The organism is Streptomyces actinomycinicus (assembly GCF_016741775.1).
GTDB classification, from domain to species: domain Bacteria; phylum Actinomycetota; class Actinomycetes; order Streptomycetales; family Streptomycetaceae; genus Streptomyces; species Streptomyces actinomycinicus.
The window spans coordinates 342837-361499 of sequence record NZ_JAERRK010000007.1 but is presented as its reverse complement, the minus strand read 5'-3'; the positions used below and the strand labels follow the sequence as shown (position 1 = coordinate 361499).

15 protein-coding genes are annotated in these 18663 nt (G+C 71.5%); 9 read left to right on the top strand and 6 right to left on the bottom strand.

The genetic code is table 11. The annotated features are described in order from the left end of the window. Nucleotides 1–48: 48 nt before the first annotated feature. Together JK359_RS17475 and JK359_RS17470 are read left to right on the top strand one after the other, a co-directional pair. A complete protein-coding gene (locus tag JK359_RS17475) occupies nt 49–543 on the top strand; it encodes a MarR family winged helix-turn-helix transcriptional regulator (protein WP_201836547.1) in 495 nt (164 codons plus the stop codon). Then, nucleotides 540–1025 (top strand): winged helix DNA-binding protein, encoded by a 486-nt coding sequence (locus JK359_RS17470; protein ID WP_372445419.1) that lies wholly within the window; start codon nt 540–542, stop codon nt 1023–1025. The genes JK359_RS17475 and JK359_RS17470 overlap by 4 nt, the downstream gene beginning before the upstream one ends. A gap of 40 nt (nt 1026–1065) precedes the next feature. On the opposite strand, the gene JK359_RS17465 is transcribed toward JK359_RS17470, so the two are convergent. From JK359_RS17465 to JK359_RS17455, 3 genes are all read right to left on the bottom strand, one after another. Next, the gene (locus tag JK359_RS17465; protein ID WP_201836545.1) at nt 1066–2610 is read right to left on the bottom strand and encodes an AMP-binding protein; all 1545 of its coding nucleotides are present in this window, start codon (nt 2608–2610) and stop codon (nt 1066–1068) included. 85 nt (nt 2611–2695) lie between these two features. Further along, on the bottom strand, nt 2696–3583 hold the full coding sequence (locus JK359_RS17460; protein ID WP_201836544.1) for a LysR family transcriptional regulator: 888 nt from the start codon (nt 3581–3583) through the stop codon (nt 2696–2698). Nucleotides 3584–3656: 73 nt separating this feature from the next. Beyond that, nucleotides 3657–4844, bottom strand: a complete 1188-nt coding sequence (locus JK359_RS17455) for a PI-PLC domain-containing protein (protein WP_201836543.1) — start codon at nt 4842–4844, stop codon at nt 3657–3659. A 264-nt stretch (nt 4845–5108) separates the two neighbouring features. Between JK359_RS17455 and JK359_RS17450 the strand changes: the two genes are divergently transcribed. Continuing rightward, entirely contained in the window at nt 5109–6119 is a 1011-nt protein-coding gene (locus JK359_RS17450; protein ID WP_201836542.1) for a hypothetical protein, read from the top strand. Between the two features lie 133 nt (nt 6120–6252). Here the strand turns inward: JK359_RS17450 and JK359_RS17445 are convergent, their stop codons facing one another. After that, nucleotides 6253–6825 (bottom strand): dihydrofolate reductase family protein, encoded by a 573-nt coding sequence (locus tag JK359_RS17445; protein WP_201836541.1) that lies wholly within the window; start codon nt 6823–6825, stop codon nt 6253–6255. A gap of 471 nt (nt 6826–7296) precedes the next feature. Here JK359_RS17445 and JK359_RS17440 point away from each other — a divergent pair, with 471 nt between their 5' ends. The 5 genes from JK359_RS17440 to putP all read left to right on the top strand — a co-directional run bounded on the left by JK359_RS17440 (nt 7297) and on the right by putP (nt 16390). Then, on the top strand, nt 7297–7509 hold the full coding sequence (locus JK359_RS17440) for a hypothetical protein (protein ID WP_201836540.1): 213 nt from the start codon (nt 7297–7299) through the stop codon (nt 7507–7509). Nucleotides 7510–7777: 268 nt separating this feature from the next. Continuing rightward, on the top strand, nt 7778–9409 hold the full coding sequence (locus tag JK359_RS17435) for an SDR family oxidoreductase (RefSeq protein WP_307788161.1): 1632 nt from the start codon (nt 7778–7780) through the stop codon (nt 9407–9409). A gap of 136 nt (nt 9410–9545) precedes the next feature. Then, on the top strand, nt 9546–9938 hold the full coding sequence (locus JK359_RS17430) for a hypothetical protein (RefSeq protein WP_307788155.1): 393 nt from the start codon (nt 9546–9548) through the stop codon (nt 9936–9938). A gap of 171 nt (nt 9939–10109) precedes the next feature. Continuing rightward, nucleotides 10110–12599 (top strand): SpoIIE family protein phosphatase, encoded by a 2490-nt coding sequence (locus tag JK359_RS39150; RefSeq protein WP_201836537.1) that lies wholly within the window; start codon nt 10110–10112, stop codon nt 12597–12599. Between the two features lie 209 nt (nt 12600–12808). Continuing rightward, entirely contained in the window at nt 12809–16390 is a 3582-nt protein-coding gene (gene putP, locus JK359_RS17420) for a sodium/proline symporter PutP (protein ID WP_201836534.1), read from the top strand. A gap of 93 nt (nt 16391–16483) precedes the next feature. Here the strand turns inward: putP and JK359_RS17415 are convergent, their stop codons facing one another. Beyond that, complete coding sequence (locus tag JK359_RS17415) at nt 16484–17176, bottom strand: haloacid dehalogenase type II (RefSeq protein WP_201836532.1); 693 nt, start codon at nt 17174–17176, stop codon at nt 16484–16486. A gap of 82 nt (nt 17177–17258) precedes the next feature. Between JK359_RS17415 and JK359_RS17410 the strand changes: the two genes are divergently transcribed. After that, nucleotides 17259–17831, top strand: a complete 573-nt coding sequence (locus JK359_RS17410) for a CGNR zinc finger domain-containing protein (RefSeq protein WP_307788154.1) — start codon at nt 17259–17261, stop codon at nt 17829–17831. 79 nt (nt 17832–17910) lie between these two features. Here the strand turns inward: JK359_RS17410 and JK359_RS17405 are convergent, their stop codons facing one another. After that, nucleotides 17911–18663 carry a DUF1990 family protein gene (locus JK359_RS17405; RefSeq protein WP_201836526.1) on the bottom strand — a complete coding sequence of 251 codons (753 nt, stop codon included), beginning with the start codon at nt 18661–18663 and terminating at the stop codon, nt 17911–17913.

Sequence of the window (18663 nt, the reverse complement as noted above, 5' to 3'; positions counted from 1 at the left end):
GGCCCGCAGATAGTAGCCATGGACATAGTGTCCATGTACTGTATGTGCATGAGCAAGGTCTCACCGGGCCCCACGCCCGGTTTCCTGGTGTGGCGGCTGGCCAACAAGTGGCGTGTCGCGGTGGATCGTGCGGTGGCCCCCTTGGGGCTGACGCACGCGCAGTACTCGCTGGTCGCGTCGCTGTACGGCATGCAGCGCGCGGGCGAACGGCCCAGTCAGCGGCGGCTCGCCGACCACACGGGCCTGGAGGCGTTGTACGTCTCGAAGCTGGCACGCGCCCTCGAGTCGGCCGGCCTGATCGAGCGCACGCGGGACCCCCGCGATCCGCGCGCCGTGCAGCTCGCCCTCACCGAAGAGGGCCGGGCCGTCACCGGGCAGGCCATCGACGTGGTCCAGGACCTGGTCCAGCAGCTGCTTCAGCCACTCGGCGGCCTGGACGCCCCGCGGACGCGCGCGTTCACCGACGAGCTGGCGACCCTGCTCGATGCACCTCTCGCTCCACCCGTACCGAACGACGAGCGCACCAAGGGGAGAACACCGTGACCAACTCCACCACCACCTCCACCACCTCCACCGCCGCTGTGTCCGCCGCCGCGCCTCTTGCCGACGCCCGCGTCCTGGGGCTGGCGCACTACGCCGCCCGCGGCGTCCTGGAGCGGGTCCTGGCCCGCCACGGCGCCACCTTCCAGCAGCAGATCGCCCTGCGCGCGGCCGTCACGGCCGACGCTCCGCAGACCGCGGACGACCTGGTCACCCAGGTCCGCGGTTCCCTCAAGGCAGACCCGGCCGACATCCGCGCGACGCTCGACGAGCTGCTGGCCCAGCAGTTGCTCGTCGTGGACGGCGCACACCTTCGTGCCACGGACGCCGGACGCGAACTGCTCGCAGTGATCGGCGCGGAGACCGCCCCGATCACCGCCCGTGTCTGGGGTGGGATACCCGCGGAGGACCTGGCCGCCGCGGGCCGCGTGCTGGCCCTGGTCACGCAGCGCGCCGACGCGGAACTCGCGGCGCTGGACGCCTGAACGCCGAGGGCGGGAGCGGGCCCGTCCCCGACTGCCGGGATCAGCCGGTCAGTTGGGACCGGAGCAGCTTCCTGTCCGGTTTGCCGGCCGCCGTCAGCGGGATGGCGGGCACCAGGTGCAGGGCGTCGGGAGCATAGAGGCGCCCCTTGCCGGCGGTGACGAAGGCCCGGATCTCCGCCAGTGACGGCTGCTGCCCGGCCACCGGCACCACGGCGGCGTGGACATGCTCCACCGACTCCTCGTCCCGGCTGCCGAACACCGCGCACCGGTCGACGGCGGGGTGGCCCAGCAGCAGTTCCTCCAGCTCCGCCGGATAGACGTGACCCCCGACGACCACGATCATGTCCCTGATCCGGTCCACGATGTAGAGGTAGCCGGCCTCGTCGAGATAGCCGACGTCACCGGTGCGCACCCAGCCGTCCCGCAGCACCTCGGCGGTCAGCTCCGGCTGCTTCCAGTAGCCGGACATCACATAGGGCGAGCGCACCTGCACCTCCCCCCACGCGCCGGGCGGCAGGGTGGTCCCCTCGCCGTCCCGGACGGCGATCTCCACGTCGGGCAGGGCGCGGCCGACCGTCAGCTGGCCGCCGGGGCCGGTCACCTCCTGATCGCCGGGCCCCGCTTCGGTGATGTGCTGCGCCTCGGCCTGCCCGTACAAGCCGTGCAGGACGGGCCCCAGGACCTCGGCCGCCTGCCGCATCCGGGCGGGTGATGCAGGGGTGCCGCCATAGCTGATCCGGCACAGGCTGGACAGATCGGTGCCGGACAGGGCCGGGTGGTCCAGCAGCTGGTAGAGCAGCGGCGGCAGCAGCCAGGTGTGGGTGATGCGCTCACGCTCGATCGAGGCCAGGACGTCCGCTGGGTCGAAACCGTGCCGCAGGACCACCGTACCGCCCTGATACAGGCTCATGTCGGCGAAGATTCCGGCGAGATGGGCCAGCGAGGTGCAGGCCAGATAGCGGGGCGGTGTCCCGGCGTCGGCCGGCGCCCGCTCCAGACTCCGCAGATAGGCACCGTGGGTCATAAGGATGCCCTTGGGAATCCCGGTGGTTCCGCCGGTGTGCCGGATGCACCAGTCGTCGTCCGGGTGCACCAGCCCACCCCACGGCCGGGCCGACCGCGAAGCGGCCGGGGCCAGCACGTCCTCGGCGAAGTCGCTCGGGCCCAGGGAGAGAACCCGTGGGACGCCGGGAAGCCGCGACAACTCCTGCGCCACGTCGTACCGCCGATCGTCCACCAGCAGCAGGGAGCAGTCCACGCTCTCCGTGACGCGCGCCATGACCGGTGGACTCATGCCCTCGTAGAGAGCGACCACCCGGGCCCCGGCCAGGTTGGCGGCGTAGCGGGCGACCAGGGCCTCGACGGTGTTGCCGGTCAGCAGGGTGACCGTGGTGGCGCGGCCCGCTCCGCGTGCGGCCAGTTCCCGGCCGAGCCGGTGGACGTCGTCCCGTAACTCGGCGGCGTCGATCACCCGGCCCTCGGCCGTCGTGACGGCCGGCCGGGCCGGCTCGGCCGACAGTGTGTGCAAGATCGCTTCCACATAGCTGCCGGAACCCGGTTCCGCAGCCGCGTGCCGCTGGCCCATCGTCGCTCTCCTCGCGTGATCCGGTGGACACGGGTGACGCTAACGCCGGCCGCTCATGCCTTCCACGACCGGATTCGCCATCTGCTCATGGCAGTTCGAGCATGAGCTGTTCCCGGGCCAGCCGCCGGAAGTCCCGGGCGGCGGGGGAGAGGTGGGCGCCCTTGCGCCACACCAGGGTCAGCGTCCGGTGGCAGTCGGCCGCGTCCAGCCGCAGCCAGACCACCGGTCCGTGCTCACCGAGCGCCCGGCGGGCGACGGCCGGCAGCAGGCCGACGCCCAGTCCGGCGCCGATCAGCCCCGGCGTCGCGGCTGCCTCGTCACCCTCGCACACCACCCGCGGGGTCAGTCCCTCACGGGCGAAAAGCCGCTCCAGCAGCGTCCGTTGCCAGTGGCCGGCGCGGGTGGTGACGAAGTCCTCGCCGGCCAGGTCGCCCACAGCGACGCACTCCAGGCCGACGAGCCGGTGCCCGCGCGGCACGGCCAGCAGCACCTCCTCCCTTACGAGATCCACCGCGCACAGTTCCGGTCCGGTCAACGGCTGGGAGGCGATCGCGAAGTCCACTTCGGCCGAGCGCAGATGCTGACGCATGGCCTCCACGGGAGCCTGGAACAGGCGCACCTCCACTCCCGGGCGCAACGCACGGAAGGCGGACAGCACTCCGGACAGCTGGAACAGGGTCTCGGCGGCGACGGCGACCCGGCCCGGCCCGTGCCCGGCGGCATCAGCCAGCTCCCGCCGGCCGTCGTCCAGTTCCGCCAGCGCCCGCTCGACCCGCACCAGGAAGGCGGCGCCGTGCGCATTGAGCCGTATGCGGCGGCCCTGACGGTCGAACAACGGGGTACCGAGTTCCGCTTCGAGCCGGATGATGGTCCGGCTCACCGACGGCTGGGCGACCCGGAGTTCTTCCGCGGCCCGGCTGATGTGCTGGTGACGGGCCACGGCCCGGAAGTAGCGCAGTGACAGCAGATCCATGCCGGTAGTGTCACCGCACCCCGCCCGGGCCGGAGCACACGTCCCCGACCACGCCGGGGGAGTTCGCGGGAGGTCAGTCCGAACGGCCCGGGAGGGTGTTGATGTCGATGACCGCGCGCTGCAGGTCACCGTCGGGCCGGTGGCCCAGGTCGTCGATCGTCACGATGTTCATGTGGCCGGCCGGTCCGGGTGCCCGCCAGTCCGTCCTCAGCTTGGCGACCAGCTGGGAGTTCAGGCCGTTCGCCAGATACATGAGGTAGTTGTCCCGGACGGAGGCCGGGAAGAAGGGCGCCAGCAGCCGGATCAGGAAGAGCTGAGGTATCTGCACGTCCGGCTGGACGATGCCGGACAGCACGAAGAACCGCCCGGCGTCCGCGCCCGGGTCGCGCGCGAGGGCCGCCTGGTTCAGGGACAGCGTCTGGTCGTAGACCTGCTGCGGCGGGCTTCCGTTGAAGAAGGACTTGAGGATGTCCCACCAGGTCGGGTTGCTCGCCGGGTAGCTGCCGCGGTCGGAGATGCTGTCCGCGTGCCAGGCCCAGGGCTGGTCGACCGCCGCTGAGGCGTCGACGAGTACGACGTTCTTCCCGGCTTTCACGAAGTCCTGGTAGGCGGAGGTCGGCGACAGGCCGGTCCGGTCGGCGACGTGGGAGCCGAACAGGTCCCGCAGCCGCGTCAGTGGCTCCTTGACGTCGGCGCCCGCCGGAGCAGTGGCCGACACATTGATGACGACGACCTCGGAGGGGTGCTGATCGATCCAGCGCTTGACCGAGACCGCCTCGCCCGTGGCCCCGTCGAAGAAGAGCCCTCCCATCGGGGCGCCGTGGAAGGTCCGCCACTGCCCGCCCTCCAGGCACAGCCTGAGGTCTAGATAGCGGGCGCCCTGGTCGAGCTGGTCGGTCAGGCTGCCGCTCTGTGTCCGGGAGATGCTCGCGGCCAGCCTCCGGTCGAGCGAGGCGGCCTTGTAGGACCAGCCGCTGGTGCACAGTGCCGGGTCGGCCGGGATGTTCCAGCTGCCGGAGTCGTGGCTGCCGGGCATCGCGACGCGGTTCAGCGGCTGGTCGTCGAGATAGCCGTGCATCTCGCCCATCCACCGCGACAGGTCCACCGTCGCGGCGGAGGCCCGGGCGGCCGGTGCTGTCGGGGCCGCCGCTGCCGCCCGGCCCTGTCCGCCGCCGATCACCAGGGTGGCGGCAGCGAGGACCAGGGTGAGCAGACCGGTCGCTGAACGCCGTAAGCGGGTGCCGTCCGTTTCACGTCTCATCGTCGTACGCCTTCCTTGGGGGAGGAGGCCGATGTGGGGCACCGAGGGTAGAGGGCCGCGCTCGCGATGCCCAGACCGAAGCGCCGGCTCCGCCCGACGATTCATGAGCAGGCCGGTACAACCCTGTGGACGGGTTGTGAGTCTTCTGTTCGATCACGCCGTGATCGCACTTACGAGGAGACCGCCATCAACGCCATACGCAAGACCCTGACCGCCACCGCCGTCGTCGGTGCAGTCCTCGCGGGCACCGCCGCCTGCGGAACGGTGGAGCAGCTTTCCGCCGGCAAGAAGCTCGACCGGGCCTTCGAGAAGCTGGGCCACAAGAAGTCGGTGTCCTTCGAGCTGGACCTGGACACCGACGCCAAGACCCTGAAGGCGCTCGACGAGGCGTCCGATCCCGAGCCCGGCGAGGAGATGCCGGACGAGGTCGCAGAGTTGATGAGCGGCGCGAAGATCACCCTCACCGTGCAGTCGAAGAAGCCCCTCGACGAGTCCGGTGAGAAGGACCTCGTCGGCATGGGTATGAAGATCAGCAGCTCGGACGGTGACCTCGTCGAATACCGGCTGATCGGCGACTACGCCTACGTCCGTGCCGACATGGACTCCTTCGGCAAGGTCATGGGCAGTCCCGCACCGGCCGCGGAGGACCTGCCGCCGGAGGCCGGGGCGCTCAAGGACGTCATCGAGGGCAAGTGGGTGAAGTTCGACGTCAAGGAGATGGAGAAGCGCGCCGCCGGCGGCCAGGCGGCCGACGACACTCCCGAGCCCGCCCCGTCCCTCGACGCCAAGACCCAGAAGAAGCTCATGGGGGCCCTGCGCAAGGTCATCGCCCGTGAGGTGCAGTTCAAGACGGCCGGCGGCGGGGACGGCACGGAGCACGTCACCGCCACGGCACCTTTCCGCACACTGATCACCCAGTTGTTCGACGAGATCCACCCGCTGGCGAAGGACCTTCCGCCGGGCATGGAACTGCCGACGGGCAAGGACCTGAAGGACGCCCCCGACACCAAGGTGACGGCGGACTTCACGCTCAAGAACGGTGAGCTGTCCGAGGTGGACGTCGACCTCGCCAAGCTCGCCGAGAACGCCAAGGTCAAGAAGCTGGGCCTGACCCTGCGCATGGGCGAGGGCACCATGCCCACGGCCCCGGCCGGCGCCAGGGAGCTGGACATGAAGGAACTCATGCAGGGCTTCTTCGCCGGCCCGGACATGAGCGACGCCGAGTTCGACGAGAGCGGCCTCGCCGACCAGGACTTCCCTGAGGACGAGTACTGATCGCCCCGGGCGCGTAGGGCGCCGGACGCCGTATCCGCAGGACGGGTATCCGCAGCCGAGTGACCGCACGGTGAGCGATCGTGCGGATGCTCACCGTGGAACCGCTCCCGGCGCGCGCGGGGCCGCAGCCGGGTCAGCGGACGACGTCGAAGACGTTCTTCTGCAGGCCGTTGGCGTAGGCCTCGTGCTCGACCAGCTTCAGCTTCTGGGCGTCCTTGTCGGTGGTGCTGAACAGGCGCTTGCCGGCACCGAGGAGCAGGGGGAAGACGAGGAGGTGGTAGCGGTCGATCAGGCCGGCGTCCGAGAGGCTCTGGTTGAGCGTGGCGCTGCCGTGGACGATGATCGGGCCGCCCTCGGTCTCCTTGAGCGCGGCGACCTCGTCGAGCGAGCGCAGGATGGTGGTCTCGCCCCAGTCGGACACCAGGTCGTCGTCGGTGAGGGTGGTGGAGACGACGTACTTCGGCATCACCTTGTAGTCGGCGAAGTCCTCCATGCCGGGCCACACCGGGCTGAACGCCTGGTAGCTGACCCGGCCGAGGAGCATCGCGGCGGCTTCCTTCTGTTCCCGGCCCTTGATCTCGAACGCCTCGGGGAGGAACTCGGTGTGCTTGAAGGTCCAGCCGGAGTTGCGGTAGCCGGGCTCGCCGCCCGGGGCCTCCACGACACCGTCGAGCGAGATGAAAGCGGTGCTGATCAGGGTACGCATCTGAGGATCCCTACTGTCTCGTGTCCGGTCGTAACAGGTGCGGCCGGGTCCGCGCCCGGAGCACATGCCCTGCCGGCGCGGCCGGTCCTCATCTTTGACCGCGGGCGGAGCGGAAATTCATCGACGGCCCCGTTCGGTCCCCCGATGAAGCCGTCCAGGGACTGGTGCACGAAGTACGTGATCTTGCCCATGGGAACGTGAGCCCCCTGCCGACGAAGAGTACCGGCGGCCAGGGACTGCCACTTCCGACATGATCGAACGCGGGATCTAGCCCCCCCGGTAGCGCCCGGCCCCGCACCGACCGCTCTGCCGGCCGGCCCTGCGTTCATCGGCCGTGAACCTGCCCCAGGGCCCTGATCGGAGACGCCCTGCCCGCAAGTCACCGCGCACGCCCACCGGTCGGTGCGACGCCGGTGGCACCTCTAGACTCGACGCCCGAATGACGTGACGATCACTTGCCGGAAGGACCACATGTTTCAGGACGCCCCGATCTACCACCAGCTAGTCGCGGAGCGAGGTGACGTACCGGCGCGCGTGCGCGACGCGGCCGCGAGCATCCACAGCCAGCTCGGCGCGATCATGGCAACAGGCTCGTCCGCGGGCATGTTCGAGCCCGGCGCACCCGCAGCCGGCCCGGAGGTGCGCTCGATATCCGCGCTTCCTCCCGGATCGCAGCAGCGGTAGCAGCCGGTTGCTCATGTGGGCGACGGCCTGGACGGCTCGGCGGAGACCGTCGCCCCGCCGGCGCCGTTCCGGCGGCGGCCCGCCGACCGCCGCGCAGGACCTCGCCGTGCGGCGCTGGAGGAGCCGTCATCACCCCGCACCCCGGGGTTCCGTGCCCGTGTGATCGTCCCCCGCACGGCGCATCCGGCCCCGCGGCCGGCGTGGAAGAGGTAACGGAACGGCGGTGCGGCGCACCGGGGCGCGAGTGAGGGCGAGGACGGTACCCGTGGTGGACGAGGCGGCCAGGACGATCGAGGACGGGGCGACCGCGCACACGGCGCTGACCTGTCTGGTGACCGGTGCGAGTGGCTACATCGGTGGCCGGCTCGTGCCCGAACTGCTGGCGGCGGGCCACCGCGTGCGATGCCTGGTGCGCACTCCGCGCAAGCTGCGCGACCACCCCTGGGCGGACCGGGTGGAGATCGTCCGAGGTGACGTCACCGACGCGGAGTCGGTGGCGCCGGCGATGGACGGGGTGGACGTCGCCTACTACCTGGTGCACGCGCTCGGGACCGGCCGCGACTTCGAGCGGACCGACCGCGCGGCCGCCCACGTCTTCGGTGAGCAGGCGCGCCGGGCCGGAGTCCGGCGCCTGGTCTACCTCGGCGGTCTGACCCCCGCGGGAATGCCCGAGTCGGAGCTTTCCCCGCACCTGCGCTCCCGTGCCGAGGTGGGCCGGGTCCTGCTGGATTCGGGAGTGCCGACCGCGGTCCTGCGCGCCGCCGTCATCATCGGCTCCGGCTCGGCCAGTTTCGAGATGCTGCGCTACCTGACCGAGCGGCTGCCGGTGATGGTCACCCCCCGCTGGGTGCACACCCGCATCCAGCCGATCGCCGTCCGGGACGTGCTGCGCGTCCTGGTGGGCTGCGCCACCCTGCCGGCCCACGTCAGCCGGGCCTTCGACATCGGAGGCCCCGAGGTGCTCACCTACCTGGACATGATGCGGCGGTACGCGGCCGTGGCCGGCCTGCCCCGACGGCTCATCGTGCCCGTGCCCGTCCTCACGCCCGGACTGTCCAGCCACTGGGTCGGCCTGGTGACCCCCGTCCCGGCCTCGATCGCCCGTCCGCTCACCGAGTCCCTGCGCCACGAAGTGGTCCGCACGGAGCGGGACATCGAGCGGTACGTGCCCAGCCCGCCCGGCCACCCCCTCGGCTTCGACCAAGCCGTCGACCTGGCACTGCGACGCGTCCGCGAGGCCCAGGTGGTCACTCGCTGGTCCTCGGCGTCCGTGCCCGGCGCCCCCAGCGATCCTCTGCCCACCGACCCGGACTGGGCCGGCGGCAGCCTCTACACCGATCGCCGGGAACGGGAGGCGGACGTGGCCCCCGCGGCGCTGTGGGAGGTGATCGAGGGCATCGGAGGCGAGAACGGCTGGTACTCGTTCCCGCTGGCCTGGGCGGTCCGCGGCTGGCTCGACCGGCTCGTCGGAGGGGTGGGCCTGCGCAGGGGCCGCAGAGATGCGCGACGGCTGAGAGTGGGTGACTCGCTGGACTTCTGGCGAGTGGAGGAGATCCAGCGCGGGCAGCTGCTGCGGCTGCGCGCCGAGATGCGGCTACCGGGTCTGGCGTGGCTGGAGATGCGCGTGGACGACACCGGCGCCGGCCCGGTGCGGTACCGGCAGCGGGCGCTGTTCCATCCCCGCGGGCTGCTCGGACACCTGTACTGGTGGAGCGTCTCGCCCTTCCACGCGGTCGTCTTCGGCGGAATGGCCCGCAACATCGTCCGTGCCGCCGCCCGTGTGGAGGAGGGGCGCCCGCCACCCCCGAAGCCGGCCGCAGCCGGTTGCCGTACCGCATCCGGACCCGTCGCGTCACCGGAAGACGGCACCGTGCCCCCCGGCCGCCACCGGCCACCGTAAAGCAGCTGACCGCCGGGACGAGCCCCCCGTAGTCTCCCGGCGGGAGGTGGTTGAAGTAGAGATCACGGTGCAGTGGATCAGGACGTCCTGGACGAAGCGTTCCCGGGGTGGGGACGCTGCTGCCCGCAGGAACGCGGTGCCGACCGGCTTCCCGGTACCTCAGGTGCCCCCCTCCTTCGCGCACTTCGTCCAGATGCCGGAGGACGACGACTTCGTCCCCCATGACACGGAGGTGGATATCCGGGCAGTCGGGCTCAGCCTGCGTGACGAGGGTGACCGGCTGCGGGTTCTGGCGCGTGTGGAGCCGCTGTTCGGTCTGCCACCCCGGCCGCGCCGGCCACCGGCGGTGCGCCTGAGCCCGGGCCAGTGGGTCCGCTGGCAGTTGAACTACCGGTTCAGCAGTGCCGCCGGCTTGCGGGACTGGTCGTACTGGCTCGACACGTTCAATGTCGCCTACGGGCCCGTCGACCCGGATGTGTTCCTGCGTGAGCCGACTGCGCTGGTCGATGAGTGTGGTCCCGTTCGGTAGCGCACGGCCCGAGGACCGTCGGGCCTGCCCGCCCTGACGGGCGGCCCTGCCCGCTCATGAGGGGCAGGCCGGGAGCATGTGGTGGGAGCGGGTGGGCCCGGGCACGGGGCGGTGGGAGAACTTACTGTGTGAATGACGAGACATCCGCTCATTCACCTCTATGAGTGTTCTGTGACCGGAGAGCAGCGGGCGCCCGAGTTGTCCGGCGCGCTTGCAGCAGAGCAGGCCGCGGACCTGCCGTACCAGCAGTCCGCCCTCGACGCTGCCCGTGCCGTGGGCCGGTGCGCCGCCCTGGTCGCCGCTGTGCTGGGCGCTGCGGGTCTGGTCGGCTGGGCCTCCGGCATCGGCGTCCTACGGCGTGCGCCGGGTGCCGGCACGGCCATGAGTGCGAACGCCGCCGTGGCGCTGCTGGTGCTCGGAATCTCCCTGCTCCTGACGACCCGCAGACCCGTCACGGCGTGGACGGTCGGTACGGCCCGCGCGACCGCGGCCCTGGCTGCCCTGATCGGCGGGCTCACCGCTGTGGAGTACGCGACCGGAGCGGGCCTGGGCATCGACGAACTGCTCTTCAACGACGACGCCACGCTCGTGGGGACAGGTGTTCCCGGACGGATGGCGCAGAACACGGCCGCGGCACTGGTGGTCGGGGGAGTGGCGGCCCTGTGCGCGAGCACGTCCCGCCTCCCCGCCTGGACGAGTCAGGTCCCGGCCCTGGCCATTTTCACGCTGGGCATGCTCCGCCTGTACGGCTTCGCGTACGCCGTGCCCGAACTGGAACGGTTCGGCGCCTACAAGGGCATGGCCCTGTACACCGGGCTGGCCCTGGTACTGCTGGGCGTCGCCGCCTTCCTCGCCCTGCCGGACCGGGGCCTGGCCGGACTGCTGATGAACGAGGGCACCACGGGCGCGCTGGGGCGCCGGATCTTCGTCATCGTCCTGGTGGTGCCGCCGCTGCTGGGCCGGCTCGTGCTGGCGGGTGAGGACGCGGGACTGTTCGGGACCCGTCTGGGCACCGCGCTGCTGGTGTGCGGGCACGCGATCGTGTTCACGGCGCTCGTCTTCCCCGCGTTGGCCGTGGGCCGTCGTGTCGAGGTGGCGCACGCCCGCGCCGAATGGCAGGTGCGGCAGAACGAGCTGCTGCAGGCGTTCATGGACCACACACCCGCGGTGGTGTTCATCAAGGACCTGGAGGGGCGCTTCCTGGCGGTCAACACGATGTTCGAGAAGAGCCTCGGACTGCCCCGCGAACGGGTACTGGGCCGCCGGGACCTGGACGTCATGCCGTCCGACCTCGCGCGTCGCGGGCGGGCCGCCGACCTCGTCATGCTGGCGGAGGGCGCCGCCGTGCAGCGCGAGGAGCGTCTCGACCTGCCGAGAGGCCCCCGGGACGTGCTCACCAGCCTGTTCCCGCTCGCCACGCCGTCCGGCAGGCCCTACGCCATCTGCGGAGTGGTCACCGACGTCACGGAACGCGTCGCGGCCCAGCGCGAGGTCCGGCGGGCCCACCAGCGTTTCCTGGCACTGCTGGAGTCCGCGCCGGACGCCACCCTGATCACGGACCGCCACGGCACCATCGTCATGGCCAATGCGCAGGTGCGGCGACTGTTCGGCCGTGCGCCGGCCGGACTCGTCGGTACCCGGGTCACCGATCTGGTGCCCGTCCCACGGCGTCGCCGGCACAGCGCGCTGCTGTGCGCCTACCTGCGGCAGCCGGACCCCCAGCCCTTGGTCCTGGACCGGGGCCTCTACGGTCTGCACGGCGACGGCAGCGAGTTCCCCGTCGAGGTGAGCATCAGCAGCCTGCAGGCCGAACGGCAGACGATGGCCGTCGTGACCGTACGGGACATCACCGAACGCAGACAGGCCGAGGCCGAACGCGCCGAGCGCTACGAGGAGCACCGACGCATCGCCCACACCCTGCAGCACAGTCTGATGGGCGAGCCGTCCCGGCTGCCGTACCTGCCCACCGCCCACCGGTACCTGGCGTCCGTCCAGGACCCGGGGGTCGGCGGTGACTGGTTCGACGTCATTCCCCTGGACCGGGACCGCACCGGCATCGTCGTCGGGGACGTGATGGGCCGGGGTCTGGAGGCGGCTGCCGTCATGGGACAGCTGCGCGCGGCCTCCCATGCGCTGGCCCGCATGGGCGTTCCGCCCAGCCGGCTCATGACCGGGCTGGACGCCTTCGTCGGTGACCTCGCCGACCAGCTCGTCACCTGTGTCTACCTGGTCGTGGACCAGAGCGCCCACGAGTTCACCCTGTGCTCGGCCGGACACCTCCCGGTCGTCGCCCTGTTCCCGGACGCGCCCGCCCGCCGACTGCCGACACCGGTAGGGGTGCCACTGGGCGTCAACGACCCCGGCGCCGGCGGCGTACCGTTCGGGCAGACGACGCAGCCGCTGCCGCCGGGCAGTACTCTCGCCCTCTACACCGACGGGCTGGTCGAGAGGCCCGGCACCGACATCGAGGCCCAGATCGACATTCTCGCCCGTACTCTCCAGGCCGCGCTGGAGGGCGCCCCGCCGGATCCGAAGACCCTGGACCGGGCCGCGGACCGGCTCGTCACGACCCTCATCCCGGAGACGGCCGAACACGACGACGACGTCACACTGCTGCTGGTCGGGTTGCCCGGGCCAGACGGACCTGCGGGGCCAGACTGACCCGCCGGGCCAGACGGACCTGGCGGACCTGACGGGACGCACTCCCGCGGTGCGCGCGCAAGCCGCGGCGACGACGGTGCTCTCGGCCCTCAGTGACCGAAATCTGTACATTTATATAGCAGGGACAACGAGCTACACGGCAGGAGCAACCAGCTGTCAGACGTGTGACGGTGGCGTCCGTGCCCAGGAACCTCGCAGGCGAGGGCAGTATGTTCGACGTGAGCGCGCCGATCGTGGCCACATTCCTCGTGTACGTGGCCATCATGATCGGAACAGGACTCTGGGCCTACAGGCGCACTCACACCTTCGCCGACTTCGCCCTGGGCGGCCGCAGACTCAGCGCGTTCGTCGCCGCCCTGTCGGCAGGGGCCAGCGACATGTCCGGCTGGCTGTTCCTCGCCTTTCCCGGAGCGGTGTACGCGGCCGGCGTCGGCGCGAGCTGGATCGCGGTCGGCCTGGTGCTCGGCACCTACCTGAACTGGCTGTTCGTCGCGCCGAGGCTGCGCACCTACACCGAGCGCGCCGGGAACGCGGTGAGCCTGTCGTCGTACCTGGAGGAGCGGTTCGAGGACCGCACCCGGATGCTCCGGATGGTCTCGGCCGTCGTCACCCTCGTCTTCTTCACCGTCTACGTCGCCAGCGGCCTGGTGGCCGGTGGTCTGCTGTTCGGCCAGATCTTCGACATCGGCTTCGGGCTGGGAGCCGGCCTGACCGCGCTGGTGATCGTCATCTACTCGTGCCTCGGCGGCTTCCTCGCCGTGAGTCACACGCACGTGATGCAGGCGACGCTGATGTTCGCCGCCCTGCTCGTGCTCCCCGTCGTCGGCATCGGTGCGCTGGGCGGTTTCGGTCCGCTGCGGGACGCCCTGGACAGCAGGACACCGGATCTGCTGGACATGGGAGCCAAGGTCGCCCTCACGGACGGAGGGTGGTCGGGGGGCGGAACGCTCGGCGCCGTGGCGATCGTCTCACTGCTCTCCTGGGGCCTCGGGTACGCCGGTCAGCCGCACATCCTGGCCCGCTTCATGAGCATCCGCAGCACCCGGGCCATCCCCACGGCCCGGCGCATCGAGACGGGGTGGGTCGTCGTCGTGCTCGCCGGTGCCACAGCCGTCGGCCTGGTGGGCATCGCGCGGGCAGGCACACCGCTCAGCGACCCGGAGACGGTGTACATCGGCCTGAGCCGCGCCCTGTTCGACTCCTGGGGTGCCGGAGTGATGCTCATCGCCGTCCTGGCCGCGATCATCTCGACGGCGGACAGCCAGCTGCTCGTGTCGTCCGTCGCTCTCACGGAGGACGTCTACCACGCCTTCCTCCACCGGAGCGCCAGCGACAGGACACTGGTGTGGGCCGGCCGCGCCGCCGTCGTGGCCGTGACGCTGGTGGCCTTCGTGATCGCCCTCAGGGGCGGCGGGCTGCTGGGCATCGTCGCCTACGCCTGGGCCGGCTTCGGAGCCGCCTTCGGGCCGGTCGTCCTGCTCTCGCTGTACTGGCCGCGTATGACCTGGGCGGGGGCCATGGCCGGCATCGTGTCGGGCGCGGCCACGGTGCTGCTGTGGAAAGAGATCAATCCGCTGCTCGGCCCCTTCGAATCGGGCGTCTACGAGATGGTCCCGGGCGTCCTCGTCGCCACAGCCGCCGCACTGCTCTTCGGCAGGTTCGTCGGACGGCCCCCGAAGCGGGCCTTCTGGCGCATGCCGGGCGGCGGAGTGAGCCGGCTCGTCCTCACTCCGTTCCTCGCGCACGCACCGGTCGGCATCGCCGTGCTCGACACGGATCTGCGGTACGTCTGGGTGAACGAGCCGCTGGACCGCGAGATCTCCCTGCAACGGCGGCTGGGCCGGCGGATGGCGGAGGTGTTGCCGAAGGCGGAGGCGGATGTCCTCGAGGAGAAGATGCGCAGCGTCCTGGAGACCGGCGATCCGGTGATGGACTACGAGTACCGCGGTCCCAGCCACACCGACCCCCACCACAGCCGCGCGATCTCCGCCTCCTTCTTCGCCATGAAGGACCGCCACGGCAGAAACGTCGGCGTCTGGTACATGGTCATCGACGTCACCGAACGCTGGCGGGCGCAGGAACGCCTGGCCCTGCTCAACGATGCCGCGGCCCGCATCGGCAGCACCCTGGACGTGACGCGGACCGCGCAGGAACTGGCCGACGACGCCGTGCCGGCCGTCGCCGACTTCGTCGCCGTGGACCTGCTGGACTCCGTCACGAGGGGCGAGGAGCCGGAACCCGGGCCGGTCGGGATGTCGCCCGTCATCCGGCGCGCGGGGCAGCAGTCGGTACGGGAGGGGTGTCCGGAGGCGACGCTGGCCGTGGGTGAAACGGTTCGGCGTGCACCCGCCTCGCCCGTGACCCGCTGCCTGCTGGAGAGCCGGACCCTCGTGGAACGGACCCTGGACCAGGCCACCAGCCCGTGGGTGACCGAGGACGAGTCGATCGGCGCCTCCATCCGCGAGTACGACATCCGCTCGGTGATGGTGGTTCCGGTGCGGGCACGTGGGATCAGCCTGGGCGTGGCGACGTTCGCCAGGTCCCGGCGGCTGGGGCCCTTCGAGGAGGACGACGTACGCCTCGCCGAGGAACTCGTCTCCCGGGCGGCGGTGTGCATCGACAACGCGCGCCGTTTCACTCGCGAGCGCACCGCGGCCCGCTCCATGCAGCGTTACCTGCTGCCGCAGGAACTGACGGGCGGGGCCGCCCTGGAGGTGGCCTCGTGGTACCTCCCGGCGGATGCCCCCAGCGGTGTGGGCGGCGACTGGTTCGACGTCATCCCGCTCTCCGGGGCACGTGTCGCGCTGGTCGTCGGGGACGTGGCCGGGCACGGCATCAACGCGGCGGCGACCATGGGGCGGCTGCGCATCGCCGTGCGCACGCTCGCCAACCTCGATCATTCCCCGGACGAGCTGCTCGCCCATCTGGACGACCTGGTCATCGGTCTCATGGAGGCCCAGGACAGCGACGGAGCGATGGCGGACGGGGAGACGGCCGCGGGCAGCGCGTTCATGGGCGCCACGTGTCTGTACGCCGTCTACGACCCGGTCAGCAGGCGGTGCACGCTGGCCCGGGCCGGCCATGTCCCGCCGGTGATCGTCGGGCCCGACGGCGGCGCCGAAATCCTGGACCTGCCCGCCGGACCGCCCCTCGGCCTCGGATACCTCCCCTTCCAGTCCGTCGAGCGGGAACTGGCCGAAGGCAGCCTCATCGCGCTGTACACCGACGGCCTCATCGACTCCATCGACCGGGACGTCGACGCCGGGCTGTCCCGGCTCGCCGACGTCCTCGGCGCGCCCCGGCCGGCGCTGACGGACACCGGCCGCAGGGTCATCGACGGCCTGCTCGACGATCCGCCGTCCGACGACGCGGCCCTGCTCCTCGCCCGGACCCGTGTCCTGCCCCCGGAGCGCATCGCCTCCTGGGACCTGCCCAGCGATCCGGCCACCGTCGCGCAGGCCCGCACCCTCGCCACCCGGCAACTGACGGAGTGGGGTCTGCCCGACCTGACGTTCACGACGGAACTCATCGTCAGCGAACTGGTCACCAACGCCATTCGGCACGCGACCGGGCCGGTCTGTCTCCGCCTGATCCTGGACCGTGGCCTGATCTGCGAAGTTTCCGACGCCAGCAGCACCTCACCACGCCTGCGCCATGCCCGGACCACCGACGAGGGAGGACGGGGCCTGCTGATCGTGGCCCAGCTCGCCCGCCGGTGGGGCACCCGCTACACGAAGACCGGCAAGATCATCTGGACGGAACAGGCCACCCCGGCCGACCCCGCCGCCTAGCCGTATTGGTCACGAGCGCCACAGCGGCGTCCGGTGGCCACGCCGGTGTGCGTCGCTCGGGTGCGCCCCGGACGCAGCACACGGGGGGCCGGGTCACCCGGCCGTCAGCGCGGTGACCAGTTCGTCCAGCCCGTCGGCATGCCGGTCGAAGGCGTCGGAGCCTGTCGGGGGATCCCCGGCGGGCCGCTGGACGTAGGCGGTCCGCATGCCTGCCGCCCGGGCTCCGCGAAGGTCCCAGGCGTGGGCCGCCACCATGAGCACGCGTTCCGGGGGGCACCCGGCGGTGTCGATGGCGAGGCGGTAGACCTCCGGCGCCGGCTTGTAGGCCAGGACGGCTTCGCCGGACAGCGTTCGGTGCCAGTGCAGTCCGGCGTGTGCCTTGAGCCGCAGCAGGGCGGTGCGGCCGGCGTTGGAGAGGCCGAACACGGGAACGTGCCGCGCGAGCCGCTCGAGACCGGCGGCGGAGTCGGCCCACGGGGGCAGGCGCTGACCTGCCGTGGCCAGCCGGGCGATGGCCGCCGGATCGTCGAGGCCGACGACGCCGGCCACCCGCCGAGCCGCCTCCGCATCGACGGTCTGGGTGTTGGCGTACGGGCGGTCCCCTCGCGCGATGCGTCGCTGCTCGCGCTCCACGTGCCGTTGCCACAAGGTGAGCAGCTCTTCGACGAACGCGTCGCCGGACGCGGGCGCCGCCTCGCGCATCGCCGCCCGCAGCCCGCCGGGTTCGTCGACCAGCGTTCCGAGGACGTCGAAGACGACGACGTCGACGTCGTGGATGTCGGCCATGTGCTCCCCTGTCCGTTCGGGTGTCACCGGTTCAGCTGGTGACGACCTTGCCCCGGACGTCGTCACCGGTCAAGATGGTGACGTGGATTTCGCGTTCGTGAGCGGCGACCCGGCCCTCGATCTGGCCGGAACCGTGCTGTCCCGCCGGGACGAGCCGGTCGACACCCTGGCCACCCCCGCGGACCTGGAGCGGTGGGTGGCCGCATGCGGCGAGCTGCCCGACCGAGTCACCGCCGACCCCGAGACCTTCGCGACGGCGCTGTCACTGCGAGAAGCGGTCTACCGGCTCGCTCTCGACCGCGTACTCGGCCGGCCCTTCGACCCGGGCAGCCTCGAGACCGTCAACGACGCGGCTGCCGGACCGATGCCCACGATCAAGCTCAGCGACGCCGGCCTGCAGATGTCGGGAGAGCTGCCGGCGGTACTCGGCCACATAGCCAGGAGCGGGATCGCCGTACTCGCCGATCCGCGCGCCTGCCTCAAGGAGTGCGGCCGCACGGGCTGCACCCGCATCTATCTCGACCGTTCGCGCGGAGCCCGGCGCACCTGGTGCGGGATGGACGAGTGCGGCAACCGCGTGAAGGCGGCGGCCTACCGGGCCCGCAGACGAGCTTCGGCCGCGGCCGCAGGTCACGGGCCGCAGGGAACCGCGTGACGCCGATGCCCGGCCGGACCCGGCGAAGTCATCCGCACCAGGTTCGGACACGGACGCCGGATCGGGCGGTGCCCGGTCGTCACGGGGGGCCGGCCGGCCGTCGGGTGACCGAGCCCGGGGCGACCCGGTGGAGCGCCAACGCGTCCAGCCGGTGGACCTTCGCGTCGGAGGGCGCGCACACGAGGTCCTCGACCATGGGCGGAGGGCCGGGCGGGGCATGCTCACCGACCAGGGCCGCCCGCACGAAGTGCTGCAGACGGTCGCTGCACCTGCGGTAGAACCGCAGCTGGGTGCGCCGGCCGAACAGCCGCCAGCCGAGGGAGGTGATCCGGTCCAGGCTGGGGGCGCCTTGCGAATGGCAGGAGACCACGAAGAGCACCTCGCCCGTGTCCTGCTTCTTCACCACCTCGTAGGTGACCTTCCCGCGCTCCAGGTGACCCTCCAGCGTCTCGTAGGCCCAGCCCCACACGCGGTCCGTACCGGCGCGGGTCTCGTCCACGACGTCGGTGACGCGTACACCGCAGTAGAAGTGCATGCCGTGGAAACGGGCCTCGAGCAGCATGTCCCGGCCGAGGAGCGGTGCGGTGGGGTCGTACAGCGCCCGGACGATCTCGGGCGGGGAGAACTCGTAGTCACGGACCAGCCGACAGGCGTGTTCCCAGCACCCGTGGGGCTCGGGCGGGCCCGGTCGCTCCCTCGGCAGCACCGTGCGGTAGGTGTCGATGTTCCACGCCGGCCGGCACACCTCGTCGAGCGAGTAGTTGACGGGAGCGTCCGCGAGCCCCCGCCACACCCGGGCGGCATCGAGTCGTCCGAAGGTCCAGTCACCCAA

What these genes read in the sequence shown, in the direction of transcription:
- JK359_RS17475 (WP_201836547.1), top strand. Translation starts at nt 49, where the DNA reads ATGAGCAAGGTCTCACCGGGCCCCACGCCCGGTTTCCTGGTGTGGCGG.
- JK359_RS17465 (WP_201836545.1), bottom strand. Translation starts at nt 2,610, where the DNA reads ATGGGCCAGCGGCACGCGGCTGCGGAACCGGGTTCCGGCAGCTATGTG.
- JK359_RS17460 (WP_201836544.1), bottom strand. Translation starts at nt 3,583, where the DNA reads ATGGATCTGCTGTCACTGCGCTACTTCCGGGCCGTGGCCCGTCACCAG.
- JK359_RS17455 (WP_201836543.1), bottom strand. Translation starts at nt 4,844, where the DNA reads ATGAGACGTGAAACGGACGGCACCCGCTTACGGCGTTCAGCGACCGGT.
- JK359_RS17445 (WP_201836541.1), bottom strand. Translation starts at nt 6,825, where the DNA reads ATGCGTACCCTGATCAGCACCGCTTTCATCTCGCTCGACGGTGTCGTG.
- JK359_RS17440 (WP_201836540.1), top strand. Translation starts at nt 7,297, where the DNA reads ATGTTTCAGGACGCCCCGATCTACCACCAGCTAGTCGCGGAGCGAGGT.
- putP (WP_201836534.1), top strand. Translation starts at nt 12,809, where the DNA reads ATGTTCGACGTGAGCGCGCCGATCGTGGCCACATTCCTCGTGTACGTG.
- JK359_RS17415 (WP_201836532.1), bottom strand. Translation starts at nt 17,176, where the DNA reads ATGGCCGACATCCACGACGTCGACGTCGTCGTCTTCGACGTCCTCGGA.